Raw genomic sequence first — 18,249 nt, forward strand, 5'->3', positions numbered from 1 at the left:
GCCAGCGGTTCTCGAACCGATGGCGAACGCGCTGGCCGACCCCCGTGGGATATTTGGGAACAGATGAAGAGGTCGAGGTGGGACTGATCCGGTCTTGGGTGGAAAGTGCCAATGCGGCGGAGGGGCCGTTTCCGCTGAACAACCTGCCCTGCGGGGTGTTTTCCGTGGGGCAGGACGAGCCGCGCTGCGGCGTGGCCATCGGGGATTTCGTGCTGGATGTGGCGGGGCTGGAGGAGGAGGGGCTGCTTCAGCTAGAGGGCGGGCCGCTGCTGGATGTGCCCTTCTGGAACGAGGTGATGGGGGCGGGGCCTGCGGTGTGGGCGGCGCTTCGCGACCGTCTGACGGCGCTTTTGGCCGAGGGGTCGGCGGAGCGGGGGGCGGTGGAGCCGTTGCTGCATCCGCTGGCGGGGGTGGCGTTGCATATGCCCTTCCTCGTCAGCGAATATACCGATTTCTATGCGGGGCGGCATCACGCGACCAATGTGGGCACGATGTTCCGCGGGGCGGAGAATGCCCTGCCGCCAAACTGGTTGCATATTCCCATCGGCTATAACGGGCGGGCGTCGTCGGTCGTCGTTTCGGGCACGCCGGTGCGGCGGCCCTGGGGGCAGGTGAAGGGGCCGGATCATGCCATGCCGTTCTTCCAGCCTTCGCGCCGGTTCGATATCGAGCTGGAGATGGGCGCGGTGGTGGGCGTGCCGTCCGAGGGGCCGGTGACGGTGGCCGAGGCGGATGCGATGATCTTCGGCTACGTGCTGCTGAACGACTGGTCGGCACGGGACATACAGGCCTGGGAATACCAGCCGTTGGGGCCGTTCCAGGCGAAGGCCACGGCGACGACGATTTCGTCCTGGATCGTGACCAAGGCCGCGCTGGAACCGTTCCGCGTGCCGACGCCGCCGCGCGAGGTGCCCTTGCTGCCCTATCTGCACGAGCCCGGGCCGATGCTTTACGACATCGCGCTGGAGGTGGCCCTGCAGCCGGAGGGCGGGGCCGAGACGGTGATCGCGCGGACGAATTATGCCCAGATGTATTACTCGGCGGCGCAGCAACTGGCGCATCACACGACGAGCGGTTGCGCGATGAATACGGGCGACCTGCTGGGGTCGGGGACGATTTCGGGGCCGGTGAGGGAGAGCCGCGGCAGCCTTCTGGAACTGTCATGGGGGGGCAAGGAGCCTGTCGCCATCGACGGCGGCACGCGGACCTTCATCGAGGATAACGACACGCTGATCCTGCGCGGGGAGTGCAGGGGCGAGGGATATAGGATCGGGTTCGGCGACTGTGCGGGGACGGTGATCCCCGCGCTGGCCGACCCCTATGCACGGTAAGGGACAGGGACATGGCAAAGGCTTTCGCCTCGCAGGGCGACATGGCGGAGAAGAAGATCAGCTTCACCGAGATCGGCGCGGGGCTTTACGCCTTTACCGCCGAGGGCGACCCCAACAGCGGCGTCATCATCGGGGACGAGAGTGTGATGGTGGTCGAGGCGCAGGCGACGCCGCGGCTGGCGCAGAAGGTGATCGACTGCATCCGGGGGGTGACGGACAAGCCCGTCAGCCATGTCGTGCTGACGCATTACCATGCGGTGCGGGTGCTGGGCGCATCGGCGTTCCACGCGCCGCAGGTCATCATGTCCGAGGCGGCACGCAACATGGTGGCCGAGCGCGGGCAGGAGGATTGGGACAGCGAGTTTCAGCGCTTTCCGCGGCTGTTCCAGGGGCATGAGAGCATTCCGGGGCTGACCTGGCCCACCACGACCTTCAACGGGAAGATGACGGTCTGGCTGGGCAAGCGGCGGGTGGATATCCTGCAACTTGGCCGCGCGCATACGGCGGGGGATGCGGTGGTGCATGTGCCCGACCAGAACGTGATGTTCACCGGCGATATCGTGGAGGCGCATTCGGCCTGCTATTGCGGGGATGGGCATTTCGCGGATTGGGGTGCGACGCTGGAGGCGATCCGGGCCTATGACCTTGATGCCATTGCGCCCGGTCGGGGCGATGCGGTGGTGGGGCGCGCGGCGGTGAACGGGGCGCTGGACCGGACCAAGGATTTCGTCGCGTCGACCTATCGCCCCGTGGCGCGGATCGTGGCGCGGGGCGGGTCGCTGAAGGAGGCATGGGATGCCGTGCGGGCCGAATGCGACCCGAAGTTCAAGGATTACGCGATCTACGAGCATTGCCTGCCCTTCAACGTGGCCCGCGCCTATGACGAGGCGCGCGGCATCTACCATCCGCGCATCTGGACCGCCCAGCGCGATCTGGAGATGTGGGCGGCGTTGCAGGGGTAAGAGGGCGCGCGATGAAGCACGAGGTTCCGGACCGCTATACGCTGGCCTTCCGTCTTTACCCCTATGCGAAGTCCCCCGATCAGGACGCGCCCGCGCCGGTGCGCCATCCCGTGGTGGTCGTGGGGGGCGGGCCTGTGGGCCTTGCCATGGCGCTGGATCTTGGCCGGCGGGGGGTGCCGGTGGTGCTGCTCGACGATCACGAGGGGGCGGGGCTGGGCAGCCGCGCGCTGTGTTTCGCCAAGCGGACGCTGGAGATCTGCGACCGGCTGGGGGCGGCGGGGCCGATGCTGGACAAGGGCGTGCAATGGAACCTTGGCAAGGTGTTCCATGACGACCGGCTGCTGTACGAGTTCAACCTGCTGCCCGAGGGCGGCCATGCGATGCCTGCCTTCATCAACCTGCAACAGCCGTGGTTCGAGAAGTTCCTGCATGAGGCCATCGTGGCGGCGCAGGCCGAGGGGGTGCCGATCGAGTTGCGGGGGAAGAACCGTGTCGATGCGGTGGTCCCTACGGGGGATCATGTGACGCTGGAGGTGATGACGCCGGACGGTCCCTACCGGCTGGAGGCGGAGTGGCTGATCGCCTGCGACGGGGCGCGCAGTCCGCTGCGGGGGATGCTGGGGCTGGGGTTCGACGGGCGGGTGTTCGAGGACAATTTCCTGATCGCCGATGTGCGGATGAAGGCCGATTTCCCGACCGAACGCTGGTTCTGGTTCGAGCCGCATTTCAGATCGGGCGATTCCGCGCTGCTGCACAAGCAGCCCGACGATATCTGGCGCATCGACTTCCAGCTTGGCTGGAACATCGACCGCGCAAAGGAGCTTGAACCCGACCGCATCCGCGCCCGCGTGGATGCGATGCTGGGGCCGGATGTGGAATATGAGCTGGACTGGTGTTCGATCTACACCTTCCAGTGCCGCCGGATGGAGCGGTTCCGGCACGGGCGGGTGCTGTTCGCGGGGGACGCGGCGCATCAGGTTTCGCCCTTCGGCGCGCGCGGGGCGAATTCCGGGATACAGGACGTCGACAATCTGGCGTGGAAGCTGGCGCTGGTGCTGGAGGGGGTCGCGCCGGAGGGGCTGCTGGAGAGCTACGATGCCGAGCGGGTCTACGGGGCGGAGGAGAACATCCTGAACTCCACCCGCGCGACGGATTTCATCACGCCGAAAAGCCCCGTGTCCAAGATGTTCCGCAATGCCGTGCTGGCACTGGCCGAAACGGTGCCTTTCGCGCGGACGGTGGTGAATTCGGGGCGGCTGTCGCTGCCTTGCACCTATGACGGGTCGGCGCTGAACGGGGCGGACCATGCCGCCATGCCCGCGCGGACAAGGCCGGGGTCGCCCTGTCCGGATGCGCCCGTGGCGGACGGGTGGCTGCTGTCATATCTGGGGCGGGGATTTACCCTGCTGGCCATCGGGGCGGACGCGCCCGAGGCCCTGTCCGCCCATGGGCTGACGGTGCCCTGCCTGCGGCTGGAGCCGACGCCCGAGATCGCGGCGCGCTATCTGGGCGGGGCGGCAGGGGCTGTCTATCTGATCCGGCCCGACCAGCATGTCGCGGCGCGGTGGGATCGGTTCGACGGAACGGCGGTGGCGGCGGCCTTGGGCCGTGCCATCGGAAAGGGGTGAGGATGCTGGTCACGAAACCGAACCTGAGCAGGCCGGACGAGTCCTATGCCCGCCTGATCGCCACGCATGAGGGGTTGAGCGAGGCGGAGAGCCACGCGCTGAACGCGCGGCTGATCCTGATCCTGATGAACCATATCGGGGATGACGCCGTGCTGGCCGAGGCGATGGCGCTGGCGCGGAACCCCAAGGGCGGGCGCTGACGCGATCATCCGCCCGCGGCGGGGTCCAGCCGATCAAGTCGGTGACGGGCGGGGCTTTGTCACAGTGAAGCGAAACCTGCGTCAAGCGCGGCAAGGATCGTGTCCGCGTCGGCGGGGGTCAGCACCAGCGGCGGCGACAGGATGATGTTGGGCCCCGAGACGCGGACCATCGCGCCCGCCGTGTAGGCGGTGGCCTGCACCTGTCCGGGTTGGGCCTTGGGCGGGGCGGCCTTGGTGGCACGGTCGCCCACCAGTTCGATGGCGAGCATCAGCCCGTGCCCGCCGCGCACATCGCCGATGACGGCGTATTTCTCCTTCAGCCGGTTGATCCCGTCCCAAAGCTGCCTGCCCCGCGCGGCGGCGTTTTCGATGACGTTCAGCCGCTTCGTCTCGGCCAGACAGGCCAGCGCGGCGGCGGCGCCCACGGGGTGGCCGGAATAGGTGTAGCCATGGCCGATGGCGGCGCGGCCCGTGTCATCGCCTTCGAACACTGCGGCCACGCTTTCGGCGATCATCACCGCGCCGAAGGGGAAATAGCCGTTGGTGATGGCCTTGGCCGTGCAGGCGAAGTCGGGTTTGACACCCCAGAGGCGGCTGCCCGTCCATGCGCCGGTACGGCCGAAGGCGGTAATGACCTCGTCCGCGATCAGCAGGATGCCGTTCTTGCGGCAGATCGCCTCGACCCCCGGCATGAAGGAGGGATGGGGCGGGATCACGCCGCCCGCGCCGAGGATCGGTTCCATGATGAAGGCGGCGATGGTGCCTGCGCCCTGGAAGGCGATCTCGTCCTCCAGCGCCTGAAGGCAGAGCTGGGCCAGCCGCGCGGGGTCGGTTTCGTTGAAGGGGTTGCGGTAGGTATAGGGGGCGGGGATGTGGTGGCATCCGGGCAGGAGCGGCTCATAGGCGGTGCGGAAGTTCGCGTTTCCGTTGACCGAGGCGCCGCCCATATGCGTGCCGTGATAGCCCTTTTTCAGCGACAGGAATTTGACCCGCCCCGCCTCGCCCCGGATCTTGTGGTATTGGCGCGCAAGGCGCAGGGCGGTTTCCACGCTGTCCGACCCGCCCGAGGTGAAGAAGGCCCGCGTAAGGCCGTCGGGGGCAAAGAAGTCGCGCAGCACTTCGGCCAGTTCGATGACCTTGTCGTTCGAGGTGCCGCGGAAGATCGAGTAATAGGGCAGCGCGTCAAGCTGGGCCGCGATGGCGTCCTTTACCGGTTGGCAGGAATAGCCGAGGTTCACGTTCCACAGGCCGCCCACAGCGTCCACCACCTCGTGCCCGTCCACGTCGCGGATGCGGGTGCCCGATGCGCCGGTGATGATGGTGGGCGCGTTCTTCAGGCTGTCCGACGGGGCCGTCATCGGATGCCAGAGGCTGCGCGCGTTGTTCGCCTTGAGGAAATTGCCGTCCTTCATGACTGTGCCTTCCGGTTCGTCTCTCTGGTTTCGATGAGGGCGAGCAGCCTTGACGGGGGATCGCCGCCCATGGCCCGCGTCGCCTTGACGGCGGCGCGAAGCACGTGGTGTTCGATCTGGTTCTGAAGGTCGTCGGTCAGGCGACTTGCGATGCAGGCGGCGGACAGGGTTCCCTGCACGGCGCCGTGCCAGTCGAAGATGGGCGCGGCGATACCTGTCACTTCGGCTTCGAAGGTCCGGCTGGATACGGCACAGCCGTTGGCGCGGACGGTGTCCAGCTTTGCGCGGAGGTCGGTCTCGCTTTGCAGGGTGAGCGGTGTGAACGGCTTGGTATCCAGACGTTTCAGCGTTTCGCAAAGCCGGTCTTCGGGCAGGTGGGCCAGATAGGCCAGACCCGATGCGGTTGCGTGCAGGGGCAATGGCTGCACCGGATCGACGAAGACGCGCGTCGCGCGGTGCGGTTCGGCGACGGCGATCGTCGTGATGGACGTGCCCGCGATCAGCCCCGCATGTGTGGTTTCACCCGTCACCTCGGTCAGCGCGTCGAGAATGGGCTGGACGACCGAGATCACGGGAAAGCTTGCCTCTCTGATTCGTGCGAGGCGGAGCACGGCCGTTCCGAGGCGGTATTTCCTTGTTTCGGGATGCTGTTCCACAAAGCCCGCACTGCCGAGCGAGGCAAGCATCCGCATCGTCGTCACCTTGTCCATCTGCGCCGCGCGGGCAAGATCGCTCAGCCGGAACTCGGGTGTTTCGGGGGAAAAGAAGTTGAGCAACATCAGGGCTTTGTCCGCCGTCTTCAGCGTCGTCCGCGTGCGGTTTTCGGTGGGTGCGGCCACGGTGTCCATCCCTTGCGTCCTGCAAGCTTGACAGAACTTGGTCGCAAATGCAACAATTTTGAAACGCTGTAGATAATAACGAAACAAATTCACCGCCGCAGATCCGACAGGGCGCACAGATGCAGGACAAGATCGATCTCCTCCGCACACGACCGGTTCCTGTGCAGGGTCTGTTCATCGGCGGGAAATCGGTTCCTGCGGCGTCCGGTGCGGTGCTGGATGTTTTCAGCCCGATTGACGGATCGGTCCTGACCACGATTTCCGATGCCGCAGCGGAAGATGTGGCGCGCGCCTGCACTGCGGCCCGTGTGGCCTTTGATGCCGGCGGCTGGTCGCGCGCCGCACCGGCGCACAGAAAGAAGGTTCTGTTCCGTCTGGCCGAACTGATCGAGGCGAATGCCCTTGAACTCGCGGTTCTGGGCGTTCGGGACAACGGCACCGAGATCGGCATGGCGCTGAAGGCCGAACCGGCGAGTGCCGCCGCGACCTTCCGCTATTATGGTGAACTGATCGACAAGGTTTATGGCGAGATTGCCCCGACCGGACACGACGTGCTGGCCCTTGTGCACAGAGAGCCGGTCGGGGTCGTCGGGGCCATCGTTCCGTGGAACTTTCCCCTGATGATCGGGGCGTGGAAGGTCGCGCCTGCCTTGGCTGCGGGAAACTCCGTCGTTCTCAAGCCCGCGGAAACGGCTTCGCTGACGCTGCTGCGCCTTGCGGAACTGGCGGTGGAAGCGGGCCTTCCGCCGGGGGTGTTCAACGTCGTGACAGGGCGGGGGGCCGTCGCGGGCGAGGCTCTGGGGTTGTCGATGGAGGTCGATGTCCTTGCCTTTACCGGATCGGGCGCTGTGGGGCGCAGGCTTTTGGACTATGCGGCACGGTCCAACCTGAAGCGGGTCTATCTGGAACTTGGCGGGAAAAGCCCGAACATCGTGTTCGCGGATGCGCCCGATCTGGACAGGGCTGCCAAGGTCGCGGCCTACGGGATTTTCCGCAACTCGGGGCAGGTCTGTATCGCGGGGTCGCGCCTGCTGGTCGAGGCATCGATTGCAGAAGACTTCGCGACGCGCGTGGCAGGGATCGCCGCTGCGATGAAGGTGGGTGATCCGCTGGACCTGACGACCGAGGCGGGCGCAATCAATTCGCCTGCACAGCTTGACCGCAACCTTGGCTTCGTCGCGCGCGCCACAGGGCAGGGCGCGCGGGTTCTGACAGGGGGACATGCGATCCTGCAGGAGACGGGCGGGTGGTACATGGCCCCGACCGTCCTGGCCGATGTGCGGCCCGATACGGACGTGGCACAGAACGAGGTGTTCGGTCCCGTTCTGGCCGTCATGCCCTTCGCGACCGAGGCCGAGGCGGTGCGTCTGGCCAACGGGACGGAATTCGGACTGGCGGCGGGTGTCTGGAGCGCGGATCTGTCGCGCGCGCACCGGATGGTGCGTTCGGTTCGGGCGGGTATCGTCCATGTGAACACCTATGGCGGATCGGACCTGACCGTTCCGCTTGGCGGCCACGGCCAGTCGGGCAACGGGCAGGACAAGTCACCCCATGCACTCGACAAGTTCGTCGACCTGAAGACGGCCTGGATCCAGTTGTGAGGGAAGCCCGATCTTTCCCCAAGGCTGGCCCTGCGGGCACCGGAGGGGGCGGTGTGGCGTGCCGTTCGAAACCGAGGGGATTACAGGGGGGATAGGATGGAGCGGAAGACGATCCTCGTCATTGGAACCTATGACACGAAGGATCCCGAACTGAACTTTGTTGCGGATTGCATCCGCAAGATGGGCGGGTCGGTGATCGAGATGGATGTCAGCGTTCTGGGCGATCCGTCGCGGCCGACGGACTATTCGAAGCATCAGGTCGCTGCCGCAGCCGGCAAGACCATTCAGGATGCCATCGACGCGGGCGACGAGAACCATGCCATGCAGATCATGGCGCTTGGCGCGTCGCGGCTGACGGCAGAGCTTTATGCACAGGGCCGCATGGATGGCATGATCGCGCTTGGCGGCACGATGGGAACCGACCTTGCCCTGGATTGCGCCCGCGCCCTGCCGATCGGTGTGCCGAAATATGTGGTGTCCACGATCGCCTTCTCTCCGCTGATCCCGCCGGACCGGCTGTCCGCGGATATCCAGATGATCCTTTGGGCTGGCGGACTTTACGGACTGAACGACGTCTGCATGGCGACCCTCAGTCAGGCGGCGGGCGCCGTCTATGGTGCGGCGCTTGCGGTTGTTCCGCCCAACCCTGACCGTCCGGTGATCGGGATGATCAGTTTCGGCTCCTCTGCGCTGAAATACATGGTCCACCTTCGTGAACCGCTGATGGAGCGCGGTTTCTCTGTCGCGGTGTTCCATGGCACGGGAATGGGCGGGATGGCGATGGAAAGCCTGACGGAGCAGGGCTATTTCGCGGCGGTGCTGGAGCTTGCCGTGGCCGAGATCGGCAATCTGATGGTCGGGTCCGTTGTCAATGCAGGGGCAAACCGGATGACGGCCGCAGCCAGACAGGGAACGCCCATCATCGCCGCCCCCGGCTTTGGCGACATGATCGACTTCGCGACGTGGCAGCCTGTGCCCGAGCGGTTCCGCGACCGCCCCTATCACGCACATAACAGGCTGCTTGCATCGGCCTCGCTGACGGGAGAGGAGCGTCGGGAATTGGCACGCGAGGTTGCGCGGCGCTTGAAGCGGTCGAGCGGGCCGGTCCATTTCATCCTTCCCACGCAGGGCATCCATGCCTGGGATGTGGAAGGGATGCCGGCGCATGACCCTGACGCGCTGGCCGAGATGGTGGACGAATATTCCCGAGTGATGACCGATCCGGTCGCGCTGTCGGTACTGGACTGCCACATCAATGACCGGGCCTTCTCGGACAGGGTGCTGGAAATCATCGACGGATGGATCGCCGACGGCACCATCGCCCTTTCGGTGAGGCGGGGCCGATCCGCGCCGGTCCGTTCCGGCGGGGTGGGCAGCCGTCGGATCGGGGGCCCGATGACGGAACCGTCACCACCATGGTGAGCCCGACGCATCTTCGGACCGTTCGGCGATCCTGTCGCTTGCGGGCGCGGTGACGTCGGCGGGAAGCAATCCCCTTTCGCTGGTATCCCTAAGGCCGTAGGGCGGGTGGCGCCGGTGCGCTGGCCGGAGCAGGGATCGGGAGGGGCGAGACGGATGGGCAAGACTGTTCTGGCCTCTGCGGTCGTGCTGCTGACCGGCATATTCTGGGGCGTGTACTGGGTGCCGGTGCGCGAGGTCGCCCGGCTGGGGCTGGATGGGGCTTGGGGGACCGGTGCGATCACCCTTGCCGCGGCCCTGTTCCTGCTGCCCTTCGTCCTTGCGAACCGTGGCGCGCTGCGTGGCAGGGACGTGGTTGGCGTGCTGTCCGTCGCGCTGGGAGGGGCGGCATTCGCCCTTTATTCCATCGGTTTTCTTTACGGCAAGGTCGCGCTTGTCGTCCTTTTGTGGTTCTTCAGCCCTGTCTGGAGTGTTCTGATCGCACGCTACTTGCTGCGCCTGCAGGTGCCCTTGCTGCGCCTGATCGCGATCGCGGTCGGGCTTGCCGGTCTTTTCATCATGCTGGGGGGCGATGGAGGGCTGCCGGTTCCGGGCGATCTGGGCGAGTGGATGGCTTTCATCGGCGGCTTCATCTGGGCCTTTGCAACGGCTGGGATGCGGTTGAGGTCGGATGTGACACCCTTGCCCTCGGCCTTTCTGTTCGCGCTGGGCGCGACTGTAACGTCGCTTGCGAGCGCGCCGTTTCTGGAGCCGTTTCCGACGATTGCACAGCCTGACCTGCCCGCTGTCGCGATGACCGTCCTGATGACCGGCGCCTTCTGGTGGGTGTTGTCGATCGCTGCCCTTATGTGGGCTGCCGTACGGCTGGACCCGGCGCGCGTGGGCATCCTGTTGATGACCGAAGTCGTCTTCGGAGCGGCGTCCGCCGCGATCTTTGCGGGCGAAAGCCTTTCGGCCAGCGAGTTGGCTGGCGGCGCGCTGGTGATCCTGTCAGGGCTGCTCGAGGTCTGGCCGACCGCGGCAGGGTCGGAGCGTGGAACGGAGAGCCGACGGGCGTAATCATCTCGTCCAGCGCGCAATTCCCTGTGCACCGTTTGGTGTCGTAATTCCGGATCAGGCCATTGCGGATGAATTTTATCCGGAAGAGATGAAGGCGCCATTTATATTAAAATTGACGATTTAGATATAATCAAAAGATCATGATTTCCCGGCGATCCGCGTAACGAGTGACGGACGTCTGGCCCCGCTTGACCCTGCCTTCTTTGGTGCCAATTAGGAGCGCTTCAAGGGGGGCCGGTTTTGGCTGAGCAATTTGCGCGCGAGACATATTGGGATGACGAAGTCGAAGCGACAAGGATTGCAATAATCTGGTCGATCCTGCTTTCCTTGATATTGATCGCCAAGCATCTTCTGGTTTCCGGCGGGCAGGGTGAAATCTGGCTTGCCGCTGCGGTGGCTGCGCTATCGGTCGTGGCGGCCGTGTTCCAGTTCATCCACAAGGCCCGCATTGCACTGGCCCTTCTGGTCGGTGCCACTCTGGGCGGGACGGTGCTGGGCGTTTTGGCGGGTCAGTCGGCGGGTCCGCTGGTCTGGACGATGGTCGCGTTGATCGGCCTTGTGACCTCGGGGCGATACATATGGGCTGCGGTCGCGGTGGTGGGACTGGCGGTCCTTTACGGAGCCTGCTGGCTCTTCGGTCAGGGTGCCATCGCTTCCTCCGACGGGCAACAGGCGGGTTTGGTGCTGCTCGTAGGTATGATGGCGGTCTTTTACATCCACCATTCCCATGCCCTGACCCGTTTCAGGCACCGGCAGATCGACGAATTGCGGAAGACGCAGCGGATGGATGCGCTGACGGGGGCGCTCAACCGTCGCGGGTTCACCGAATTGATGGACCGCTTTCCCAAGAACATCCGCGCGTCGGGCAATGCGCTGCTGCTGCTGGATCTGGACGAGTTCAAGGCCGTCAATGACACGCATGGCCACCCGTTCGGGGACAGCGTGCTGATCTGGCTGGCCGAGATCGTGCAGTCGCAGATCCGCAAGGATGACAGGCTTGCGCGGCTTGGCGGGGACGAGTTCGCGGTGGTGCTTACGGGGACGTCCATTTTCGAGGCGACCGGCATTGCAAACCGGATCCACGCCGCGATCGGCAACAACAAGATCGTCGCCCCCGATGGCACGGCCATGGCGATCAGGGCGACGATCGGATTGGCGCATTGCGCCTCGCCCGACAGTTGTTCGCCGGAAAAGATCCTGAGTGCGGCGGATCAGGCCCTTTACGAGGCCAAGCGCACAAAGAAGGGGTTTGTCACCCTGAACGTTGCTGCTGAACGGATCGAAGGTTCAACATCCAAGGTGATCCATGAGCAGACGATTTCTTCCTAAAGCCCTTCGGGCCGGTTCGAAGGGCTTTGCGGCCATGGACGGAATTTCCTTTACGCTGACGGCCGAGACGCTGCGACGCAAGATCGTGAAGGACATCCTTCTTGCGATGACGCTCGGGGCCTGTGTTCTGGTCTGCGTGACCATCGCCCGCTTTTTGCTGGAAGGCTGGCAGCCGATCTTTCCGGCCATCTGGATCGCGTCCTTCATCACGCTGCTGGCCTTTGTCTTTTCCGACTATCTGAGCTTCCAGCGGTTGTCGCTGCTGATGTGGCTGGTGTGGACCGTGATGTCCATGAGTGCCTTCCTGTTCTTCGGTCTGGCCTCGATGGGCCCTGTGTTCCTGATCATCGCAACCTCCTGCGCCTCGCTCGGGTTCAGGTATCCGCATGTGATCCTTCTTGTGATCCTGAAGGTGATGATGCTGGCGGCGATGGTCGTGTTCATGTTCAAATTGCAGATTGTCGCGGTGCCGATCGAAGGGGCGGATTATCTTTCAAATCCCCGGATGTGGATATTCCACACCATCCTTTTCGGGGTCTGTGCATTGCTGGTTGTCTATTCGACAGCCGCTCTGGTGAAATTCTATGTCGAGGTTGCCTCCAGCACGCGGGAGATGTTTTACGTCGGTGTCGGCCTGATTTCACTGGCGCGCGATACGGAGACCGGATCGCATTTGCGGCGCATTTCGAGGTATTGCGGTCTGCTCTATGACCAGTATCTGCAGGCCGAGGGGCTGACCGAAGCGGATGTGGGATTTTCGCGCAAGGATCTGGAGTTGGCGTCGATCCTGCATGATATCGGCAAGATCGCCATTCCTGACGATATCCTGCGAAAACCCGGAAAGCTGACCGAGGCCGAGTTTGCCGTCGTGAAAGAGCACACTTCGATCGGGGCGCGGATCATCCAGGAAATCCTTTCGAACTGTGGCGAGGCCGATCGCAAGACCATGGGACTTGCGGCCGATATCGCGCTTTCCCATCACGAAAGCTGGTCGGGGGGCGGATATCCGGCGGGATTGCTGGGCAAGGATATACCGCTGGCCGCGAGGATGGTGTCGATCTGCGACGTCTATGACGCGCTGCGTTCGGAGCGGCCCTACAAGAAGGGCTGGTCGCATCAGGCCGCGCTCGAGGAGATTGCGGTCACGGGCCAGAAATTCGACCCGCATCTGCTCGACCTGTTTCTGAAGAACGAGCGTCAGTATGAACACGCCTGGACGGCGATGCAAAGCTAGGGCGGGCACGGCAGTTCTGTGTGCCGCGCGACAGGATCGGGGGGTCAGCCTTTGCCCTGCCGGTCCTCCTCTCCGACGATGCGCCCGTCTTCGAGGGTCAGGATGCGGTCGGCGCGGTCGAGGATGCGGGTGTCGTGGGTGACGAGAAGCGTGGTCATGCCCCGCGCGCTGCCGATGCGGCGAAGCAGGTCGACGACGTCGGAGGCGCTGTTCCGGTCGAGTGCGGCGGTCGGTTCATCTGCCAGAAGCAGGTCGGGGTTGCCCACAAGGGCACGGGCGACGGCGACGCGCTGCTTCTGGCCGCCTGACAGGTTGGCGGGCAGATAGTCGACGCGACCGGCCAGTCCGACCAGCCCGAGCAGGTGGTGCGCCGCCAGCGTGGCCCTGTCGTGACGAACGCCGCCGTCGACCTGCGCGCCCATCATGACGTTCTGCCCTGCCGTCAGGCTTTCATGCAGGTTGTGGGCCTGGAAGATGAAGCCGAGCCTGCGGCGCATGGCGACAAGTTGCGCCCCGGACGCGCCGTGAAGTTCCTGCCCCAGAAGTCGCAGGCTGCCGTCCTGCACCATCCGGAGACAGCCGATCAGGGTGAGCAGTGTCGTCTTGCCCGAACCTGAGGGTCCGACCAGCGCGGTGAAACTGCCCGGTTCAAGCCGCAGGTTGATGTCGAAGAGCGCCTGTTTCCGTGCCGCGCCGTCGCCGAACCAGTGGTTCAGGGCGCGGATGGTAACGATGGGTGCGGTGTCCATGGCGCGCCTCAGAACAGGTCGGCCGGATCGGCGGCGGCGAGCCGTCTTGTGGCGATGGCCCCCGAGAGGGCCGAGAAGGCCACCGTTCCGGCGAAGACGATCGCCGCCATGGACGGCGTCATGGCGAGGGGGAGCGTGGTCACCTTGCCCATCACGGTCAGGATCGTCGCACCGATGGCAAAGCCCGGAAGGAAACCCAGCGTGCCGAGGATGAGGGCCTCTTCCAGCACGATGCCCAGAAAGAAAGACGGGCCATATCCCATCGCCTTGAAGGTCGCGTATTCGCGCAGATGGTCGGCTACATCGGTGGACAGGACCTGATAGACGATCACCAGACCGACCAGAACGCCGATCAGCACACCGAAGCCGAAGATGATGCCGGTGGGGCGGCGGGTCTGCTGGAAGGTCAGTTCCTCTTGTCCGGCATCGGCATAGCTGCGGATACGCAGGGTTTCGTCGGAAATGAGACCCTTCAGGCGCGCGACGACTGTGGCGCTGTCCGCCCCCGTACGCAGGCGGAGCAGGATATGGTCGGGTGCGGCCGAGTTGCGCGCCGGAAAGAGTGACAGGAAGGTCTGGTCCGAGACGATCATGTAGCCATCCCCCCCGAAGCCGCCGCCGCCGGCGAAGGTGGAATAGGCGGTCAGTGTGCGTCCTTGCGTTTCGAAGGCGCGGGGGGATTGCGGGCGGATCGCGGCTGCCTCCTCGCGGGTGAGGCCGCGGGCGAGGCGGTCCATGAGTGCGGCATCCTGCACCTCGAGCAGGGCAAGGTCGCCTGCGATGCCGTCTGCCACGAAATCCGTCCGGGCCGGATCGATGCCGAAGGTGGTGAAGCCGATATCCGCCTCGGCACGATCCCAGGGAACGGTGCCGATGAAAAGGCCCGTGCCGCCGGTGACATCGGGGTCGGCCAGGGCTTGCAGCAGCCACTGGCGCGCGACATTGCCCCCGTCCGTCAGCCCGTTCGCATCCGTGGCCGAGATCATCACGTCGGCCTTGAAGAAGGTGTAGGGACGCAGCACGGCGGTGCCCATCGAGTTCATGATGCCGAGTTGCACGAAGACGAGGACATTGGCGAAGGCCACGCCGGTGAGGGCGGCGGCAAAGCGCATGGGATTGTGGGTGAGTTGCAGCCAGCCGATGGGCAGGCGGCCGAGCAGGCGCTGGAAGAGGCCGCTCATGGTGCAGCCGTCGCGGCAGAGGTGTCGATGCGGGCGATGACTTCGAGGTTCGTGAAGCGCGCCGCGATGACCGATGAGGCCGGATCGAGGGCTACCAGAACGCGGATGACGCGGGCGTCCTTGTTTTCGGCTGCATCGTCCGAGATCAGCCCCTGACGGCCCACGGTCAGGCCGATGGCGTGGACCCTGCCCTGCAGGGTGCGGGTCAGGACGGGCGAGACGAGTTCCACCGGCTGGCCCACCGAAACGCGGGCAATCCGGTCCTGCCAGATTTCGACCTCGGCCATCATGCGGCTGGTGTCGCCCATCTGCATGATGCCGCCGGAGGGCGGACGTTCGCCCGGTCTTGCGTTGATGTCGAGGATCGCGCCGCTGATCGGGGCGACGACGACGGCGCGTTGCAGGTCCAGCCGCGCGCGGGCCAGATCGGCCTTGCCGGCCGCGACATTGCGCATTGCGACCACGATGTCGGGCTGGTCGTCCAGTGCGACCGAGGAAAAGCGGGCCAATGTGGCATTGGCGCGGGTGACGGCGAGGCGGGCGCTTTCCGCGGCGGTGCGGGCCGCGTCGAGGGTTTCCTGCGGCGCGACGCCACGCTGGAACAGGTCTTCGGCGCGCTGCAGGGCGGTCGCCGCCTCGGATGCGGATGCCATGGCCTGATCGCGGGCAGCCTTTGCCTCGTCGCGGCTGGCCAGAACGGCGGCGCGGGTCTGCATCAGGGTCGCCTCGCGGATGGCGAGGTTCGCCTCGGCGGTCAGCAGCGCGCCCTGCAGGGCGGGCGCGTTGTCGAGCCGCGCAAGGGCATCGCCCCTGATGACCCTTTGGCCGATCGAAACGAGAATTTCCGAGATGCGCGCGTCGCCCGCGCCATAGGGGGCTGCAACGACCGAGACATCGCCGGCCGGCATGATGCGTGCCAGTCCGATCACGTCGCTGGGCAGCATGGTTTCTGCCATGCGGGGCGGAAGGTCGACATTGGGGGGAAGGGCGATGGGTGTTTCGGTCCCGCCACCGGGCTGCAGGCCGGTGATGCCGTAGAAGGCGCGCAGGAGGGGGGGCTGGAAATACATGCCGATGACCGCGCCGGTGAACATGAGCAGGGGGACGAGCAGGACCAGAAGGTAGCGGCGCCGGAATCTGCGCGGCGGCAGGCGGGGCGATCCGGCGGGGCCCGTCGATCTGATCTCCAGCGGCAGGTCGTCGGGGCTGTGGGCGGGCATGTCGGGAAAATCCTGAATGCGGAGGAAGATTTCCCGCTTGTCGCATGCCTGCACGGCGCCGACCTTGACGTCGGTCAAGCGGGGAATGCCTGATCCCTGCAGCCCTTGTCCCTGCCGCGACCCCCGCTCAGCGCAGATGGGTTCCGCATGTGGGAGTTCGGCGGGTGGACCCCGTCAGGTCGGTTCTGAAGCCGCCAGTGCCCGAGCGGGTGACGAGCCGCGCGTCGAGCTGCACCGCAAGGGCCGCGACAATACCGCTGCCCGCCCGTGTCGCGGGATGCGTTCCCCGTCCGATCCCGTCATCAGCAACGGACAGGTGCCAGCCCGAGCCGTCAGAGGTGAACGACACGGTGATGGTGCCCGCTGCATTGTCCGGAAAGGCATGTTTGATCGCGTTGATCACCAGTTCGCTGACGATAAGCCCGAGCGATGTCGCGGTTGTGGCGTCCAAATTGATCTCGGGGCAGGCGACCGTGATGGTCAGGTGCCGGTCTTTGGCGATGAGGGTCTGCCCGAGGTTGCGTGCAATGGCGTCAAGGTGGGTGGCAAGGGGCACCTGACCGTCTTCGATGAACAGTGCGCGCTGGAGAGAGGCGACGGACAGGATGCGGTCATGGGCGGCATTTATTTCTTGCCGCGCTTCGTCGCAGGAGCTGTGCCGCAGGCTGTCGCGCAGCAGGCAGGCGACCAGTTGGAGGCTGTTGAGGATACGGTGCTCGGCCTCGTGACGGGCGATGCGAAGGTTCCTGACGTTGGTTTTCGGGAGGTTCGGCGACCGCTCTTGCCGCAGGGCGCGCGCGGCGCGGTGTGCGGAGTGATACGACCCTGAGACTCCACCGGAAGCGGTAAGCGACATTCTGGTCTCCTTGGTTGGCACGAGGTCGGGTGTCGTTTTGACTGCTAGTCGATTCGCCTGCTGATTGCGCTGACCCACGTTAGGGGGCGCCGGGTTCTTGCGGTTTGCGCGGGGCCGTCCGCCCGCCGGAAGGGCGAAGGGCGAAGGTCGGGGGACGCTGACCTGCATCAGCACGGGAAACTGGAACTGGTCCATGATGGTGTTTCACGGGCCGCGCAGGCGGCTAAAGGTCTGACCTTCGATGCCTATCGCCGCTTGGCGACCTTTCTTCGTGTGCGCGGGCAGGGGGCACTGGCAGGGCAGGTCGAGTTGCGGCCGATCGCCGAGGCCGATCTCGAGGCGGCGCGGCACAGGGACGAGCTTGCGACACAAACCGCGTCGGCGGATGGATCTATGCCCCGAAAGGACAGGACATGAGCGATATGCAGTGGATCAGGCCCGCTATCTTTGGCGCGGCAGCGGGAATGGCCGCGGTGGCGTTCGTGGGATTTTCCTGGGGCGGGTGGGAGACGGGGCGCAGCAGTTCCAAGCGGGCCGCGACGGAGTCGAGGGCCGCCGTCGTCGCCGCCATGGTGCCCGTCTGTCTGGACCGGTCGAGCCGCGACCCGTCGCGGGACGCGCGCCTTGCGCTGCTGGCGCAGGCCAGCAGCACGACGCGCAGGGACCTGATGATGGACACGGGCTGGGCGACCATGCCGGGGGCGGCAGGTGCGGATCGTGACATCGCTCAGGCCTGTCTGGATGCCTTGGCCATCAAGACGCCCTGACGGGGTCCGTCTCGGGCGGGATCCGGCCGACAGGGGGCGGGGGTGATGCCATCCGCCCCACACGCCAACCTGCATCAGTCCGGTCACCTGCGAATCGGCGCAAGGTCAGTGCGGGTCGTGAATGTTTGCGACCCGTACCGATGCCAGTTCCCGGCAGTCTCGATCCAAACCGATCCCGTCCCCGCGGTGGCGGAGCATTTGAGGCTGCCGGGGCTGCGCACAACCGAGGACAGACCACATGTCGATGAACAATTTTACCTCTACCCAAGACCAGATGAAGGCCGTCAAGGCCGCGTGGGACAAGGCGCCCGCCGGTCCGAAGAAAGATGCGGCGCTGACGCATTATCAGGCGGCCGAGAAGGCCCAGACGGCGAAGAATGATGCCGATTGCCTGAAATCTCTGGATGCGGCGAAGCAAGCGCTGGCGTGACTGCCTGCGGCCTTTCCGGCCCGCAGTGGGTG

17 protein-coding genes are annotated in these 18,249 nt (G+C 65.4%); 11 read left to right on the forward strand and 6 right to left on the reverse strand.

Going from position 1 to position 18,249, the window contains the following annotated elements:
* Positions 1 to 77: 77 nt before the first annotated feature.
* From fahA to GU927_RS03770, 4 genes are read left to right on the forward strand one after another with little or no spacing between them, the layout of a single operon-like run.
* Positions 78 to 1,331 (forward strand): fumarylacetoacetase, encoded by a 1,254-nt coding sequence (gene fahA, locus GU927_RS03755; protein ID WP_161761016.1) that lies wholly within the window; start codon positions 78 to 80, stop codon positions 1,329 to 1,331.
* Positions 1,332 to 1,342: 11 nt separating this feature from the next.
* Entirely contained in the window at positions 1,343 to 2,293 is a 951-nt protein-coding gene (locus GU927_RS03760) for an MBL fold metallo-hydrolase (protein ID WP_161761017.1), read from the forward strand.
* Positions 2,294 to 2,304: 11 nt separating this feature from the next.
* Complete coding sequence (locus GU927_RS03765) at positions 2,305 to 3,921, forward strand: FAD-dependent oxidoreductase (RefSeq protein ID WP_161761018.1); 1,617 nt, start codon at positions 2,305 to 2,307, stop codon at positions 3,919 to 3,921.
* A 2-nt stretch (positions 3,922 to 3,923) separates the two neighbouring features.
* A complete protein-coding gene (locus GU927_RS03770; protein WP_161761019.1) occupies positions 3,924 to 4,121 on the forward strand; it encodes a DUF2783 domain-containing protein in 198 nt (65 codons plus the stop codon).
* 59 nt (positions 4,122 to 4,180) lie between these two features.
* Here the strand turns inward: GU927_RS03770 and GU927_RS03775 are convergent, their stop codons facing one another.
* Positions 4,181 to 5,533 carry an aminotransferase class III-fold pyridoxal phosphate-dependent enzyme gene (locus tag GU927_RS03775; RefSeq protein WP_161761020.1) on the reverse strand — a complete coding sequence of 451 codons (1,353 nt, stop codon included), beginning with the start codon at positions 5,531 to 5,533 and terminating at the stop codon, positions 4,181 to 4,183.
* Positions 5,530 to 6,381: an IclR family transcriptional regulator gene (locus tag GU927_RS03780; RefSeq protein ID WP_161761021.1), complete on the reverse strand. Its 852-nt coding sequence runs from the start codon at positions 6,379 to 6,381 to the stop codon at positions 5,530 to 5,532. Before GU927_RS03780 ends, GU927_RS03775 begins: the two co-directional genes overlap by 4 nt.
* Before the next feature lie 110 nt (positions 6,382 to 6,491).
* Between GU927_RS03780 and GU927_RS03785 the strand changes: the two genes are divergently transcribed.
* The 5 genes from GU927_RS03785 to GU927_RS03805 all read left to right on the forward strand — a co-directional run bounded on the left by GU927_RS03785 (position 6,492) and on the right by GU927_RS03805 (position 13,014).
* Entirely contained in the window at positions 6,492 to 7,973 is a 1,482-nt protein-coding gene (locus GU927_RS03785) for an aldehyde dehydrogenase (protein WP_161761022.1), read from the forward strand.
* Positions 7,974 to 8,069: 96 nt separating this feature from the next.
* Positions 8,070 to 9,395, forward strand: coding sequence for a Tm-1-like ATP-binding domain-containing protein (locus GU927_RS03790; protein WP_161761023.1), 1,326 nt, complete (start codon positions 8,070 to 8,072; stop codon positions 9,393 to 9,395).
* A gap of 153 nt (positions 9,396 to 9,548) precedes the next feature.
* Positions 9,549 to 10,451 carry a DMT family transporter gene (locus GU927_RS03795; protein ID WP_161761024.1) on the forward strand — a complete coding sequence of 301 codons (903 nt, stop codon included), beginning with the start codon at positions 9,549 to 9,551 and terminating at the stop codon, positions 10,449 to 10,451.
* A gap of 240 nt (positions 10,452 to 10,691) precedes the next feature.
* Positions 10,692 to 11,780 carry a GGDEF domain-containing protein gene (locus GU927_RS03800; protein ID WP_161761025.1) on the forward strand — a complete coding sequence of 363 codons (1,089 nt, stop codon included), beginning with the start codon at positions 10,692 to 10,694 and terminating at the stop codon, positions 11,778 to 11,780.
* A gap of 34 nt (positions 11,781 to 11,814) precedes the next feature.
* Entirely contained in the window at positions 11,815 to 13,014 is a 1,200-nt protein-coding gene (locus GU927_RS03805; protein WP_161761026.1) for an HD-GYP domain-containing protein, read from the forward strand.
* 44 nt (positions 13,015 to 13,058) lie between these two features.
* Here GU927_RS03805 and GU927_RS03810 read toward each other — a convergent pair whose 3' ends face one another.
* Genes GU927_RS03810 through GU927_RS03825 form a run of 4 tightly spaced genes read right to left on the reverse strand, consistent with a single transcriptional unit; the run spans position 13,059 to position 17,215 of the window.
* Positions 13,059 to 13,763 carry an ATP-binding cassette domain-containing protein gene (locus GU927_RS03810; RefSeq protein ID WP_161761027.1) on the reverse strand — a complete coding sequence of 235 codons (705 nt, stop codon included), beginning with the start codon at positions 13,761 to 13,763 and terminating at the stop codon, positions 13,059 to 13,061.
* A gap of 8 nt (positions 13,764 to 13,771) precedes the next feature.
* A complete protein-coding gene (locus GU927_RS03815) occupies positions 13,772 to 14,944 on the reverse strand; it encodes an FtsX-like permease family protein (protein ID WP_161761028.1) in 1,173 nt (390 codons plus the stop codon).
* Positions 14,941 to 16,242: an HlyD family efflux transporter periplasmic adaptor subunit gene (locus GU927_RS03820; RefSeq protein ID WP_161761029.1), complete on the reverse strand. Its 1,302-nt coding sequence runs from the start codon at positions 16,240 to 16,242 to the stop codon at positions 14,941 to 14,943. Before GU927_RS03820 ends, GU927_RS03815 begins: the two co-directional genes overlap by 4 nt.
* A 49-nt stretch (positions 16,243 to 16,291) precedes the next feature.
* Positions 16,292 to 17,215: a sensor histidine kinase gene (locus GU927_RS03825; protein ID WP_217765522.1), complete on the reverse strand. Its 924-nt coding sequence runs from the start codon at positions 17,213 to 17,215 to the stop codon at positions 16,292 to 16,294.
* 218 nt (positions 17,216 to 17,433) lie between these two features.
* Here GU927_RS03825 and GU927_RS03830 point away from each other — a divergent pair, with 218 nt between their 5' ends.
* Positions 17,434 to 17,787 (forward strand): hypothetical protein, encoded by a 354-nt coding sequence (locus GU927_RS03830; protein ID WP_161761031.1) that lies wholly within the window; start codon positions 17,434 to 17,436, stop codon positions 17,785 to 17,787.
* Positions 17,788 to 18,061: 274 nt separating this feature from the next.
* Positions 18,062 to 18,217, forward strand: a complete 156-nt coding sequence (locus GU927_RS03835) for a hypothetical protein (protein WP_232489114.1) — start codon at positions 18,062 to 18,064, stop codon at positions 18,215 to 18,217.
* Positions 18,218 to 18,249 lie beyond the last annotated feature (32 nt).

The organism is Paragemmobacter amnigenus, from assembly GCF_009908265.2.
Classification (GTDB): Bacteria; Pseudomonadota; Alphaproteobacteria; order Rhodobacterales; family Rhodobacteraceae; genus Paragemmobacter; species Paragemmobacter amnigenus.

What these genes read in the sequence shown, in the direction of transcription:
- GU927_RS03835 (WP_232489114.1), top strand. Translation starts at nt 18,062, where the DNA reads ATGAAGGCCGTCAAGGCCGCGTGGGACAAGGCGCCCGCCGGTCCGAAG.
- GU927_RS03815 (WP_161761028.1), bottom strand. Translation starts at nt 14,944, where the DNA reads ATGAGCGGCCTCTTCCAGCGCCTGCTCGGCCGCCTGCCCATCGGCTGG.
- GU927_RS03775 (WP_161761020.1), bottom strand. Translation starts at nt 5,533, where the DNA reads ATGAAGGACGGCAATTTCCTCAAGGCGAACAACGCGCGCAGCCTCTGG.
- GU927_RS03830 (WP_161761031.1), top strand. Translation starts at nt 17,434, where the DNA reads ATGAGCGATATGCAGTGGATCAGGCCCGCTATCTTTGGCGCGGCAGCG.
- GU927_RS03785 (WP_161761022.1), top strand. Translation starts at nt 6,492, where the DNA reads ATGCAGGACAAGATCGATCTCCTCCGCACACGACCGGTTCCTGTGCAG.
- GU927_RS03765 (WP_161761018.1), top strand. Translation starts at nt 2,305, where the DNA reads ATGAAGCACGAGGTTCCGGACCGCTATACGCTGGCCTTCCGTCTTTAC.
- GU927_RS03805 (WP_161761026.1), top strand. Translation starts at nt 11,815, where the DNA reads ATGGACGGAATTTCCTTTACGCTGACGGCCGAGACGCTGCGACGCAAG.
- GU927_RS03760 (WP_161761017.1), top strand. Translation starts at nt 1,343, where the DNA reads ATGGCAAAGGCTTTCGCCTCGCAGGGCGACATGGCGGAGAAGAAGATC.
- GU927_RS03810 (WP_161761027.1), bottom strand. Translation starts at nt 13,763, where the DNA reads ATGGACACCGCACCCATCGTTACCATCCGCGCCCTGAACCACTGGTTC.
- GU927_RS03770 (WP_161761019.1), top strand. Translation starts at nt 3,924, where the DNA reads ATGCTGGTCACGAAACCGAACCTGAGCAGGCCGGACGAGTCCTATGCC.
- GU927_RS03825 (WP_217765522.1), bottom strand. Translation starts at nt 17,215, where the DNA reads ATGGACCAGTTCCAGTTTCCCGTGCTGATGCAGGTCAGCGTCCCCCGA.
- GU927_RS03790 (WP_161761023.1), top strand. Translation starts at nt 8,070, where the DNA reads ATGGAGCGGAAGACGATCCTCGTCATTGGAACCTATGACACGAAGGAT.
- GU927_RS03780 (WP_161761021.1), bottom strand. Translation starts at nt 6,381, where the DNA reads ATGGACACCGTGGCCGCACCCACCGAAAACCGCACGCGGACGACGCTG.
- GU927_RS03795 (WP_161761024.1), top strand. Translation starts at nt 9,549, where the DNA reads ATGGGCAAGACTGTTCTGGCCTCTGCGGTCGTGCTGCTGACCGGCATA.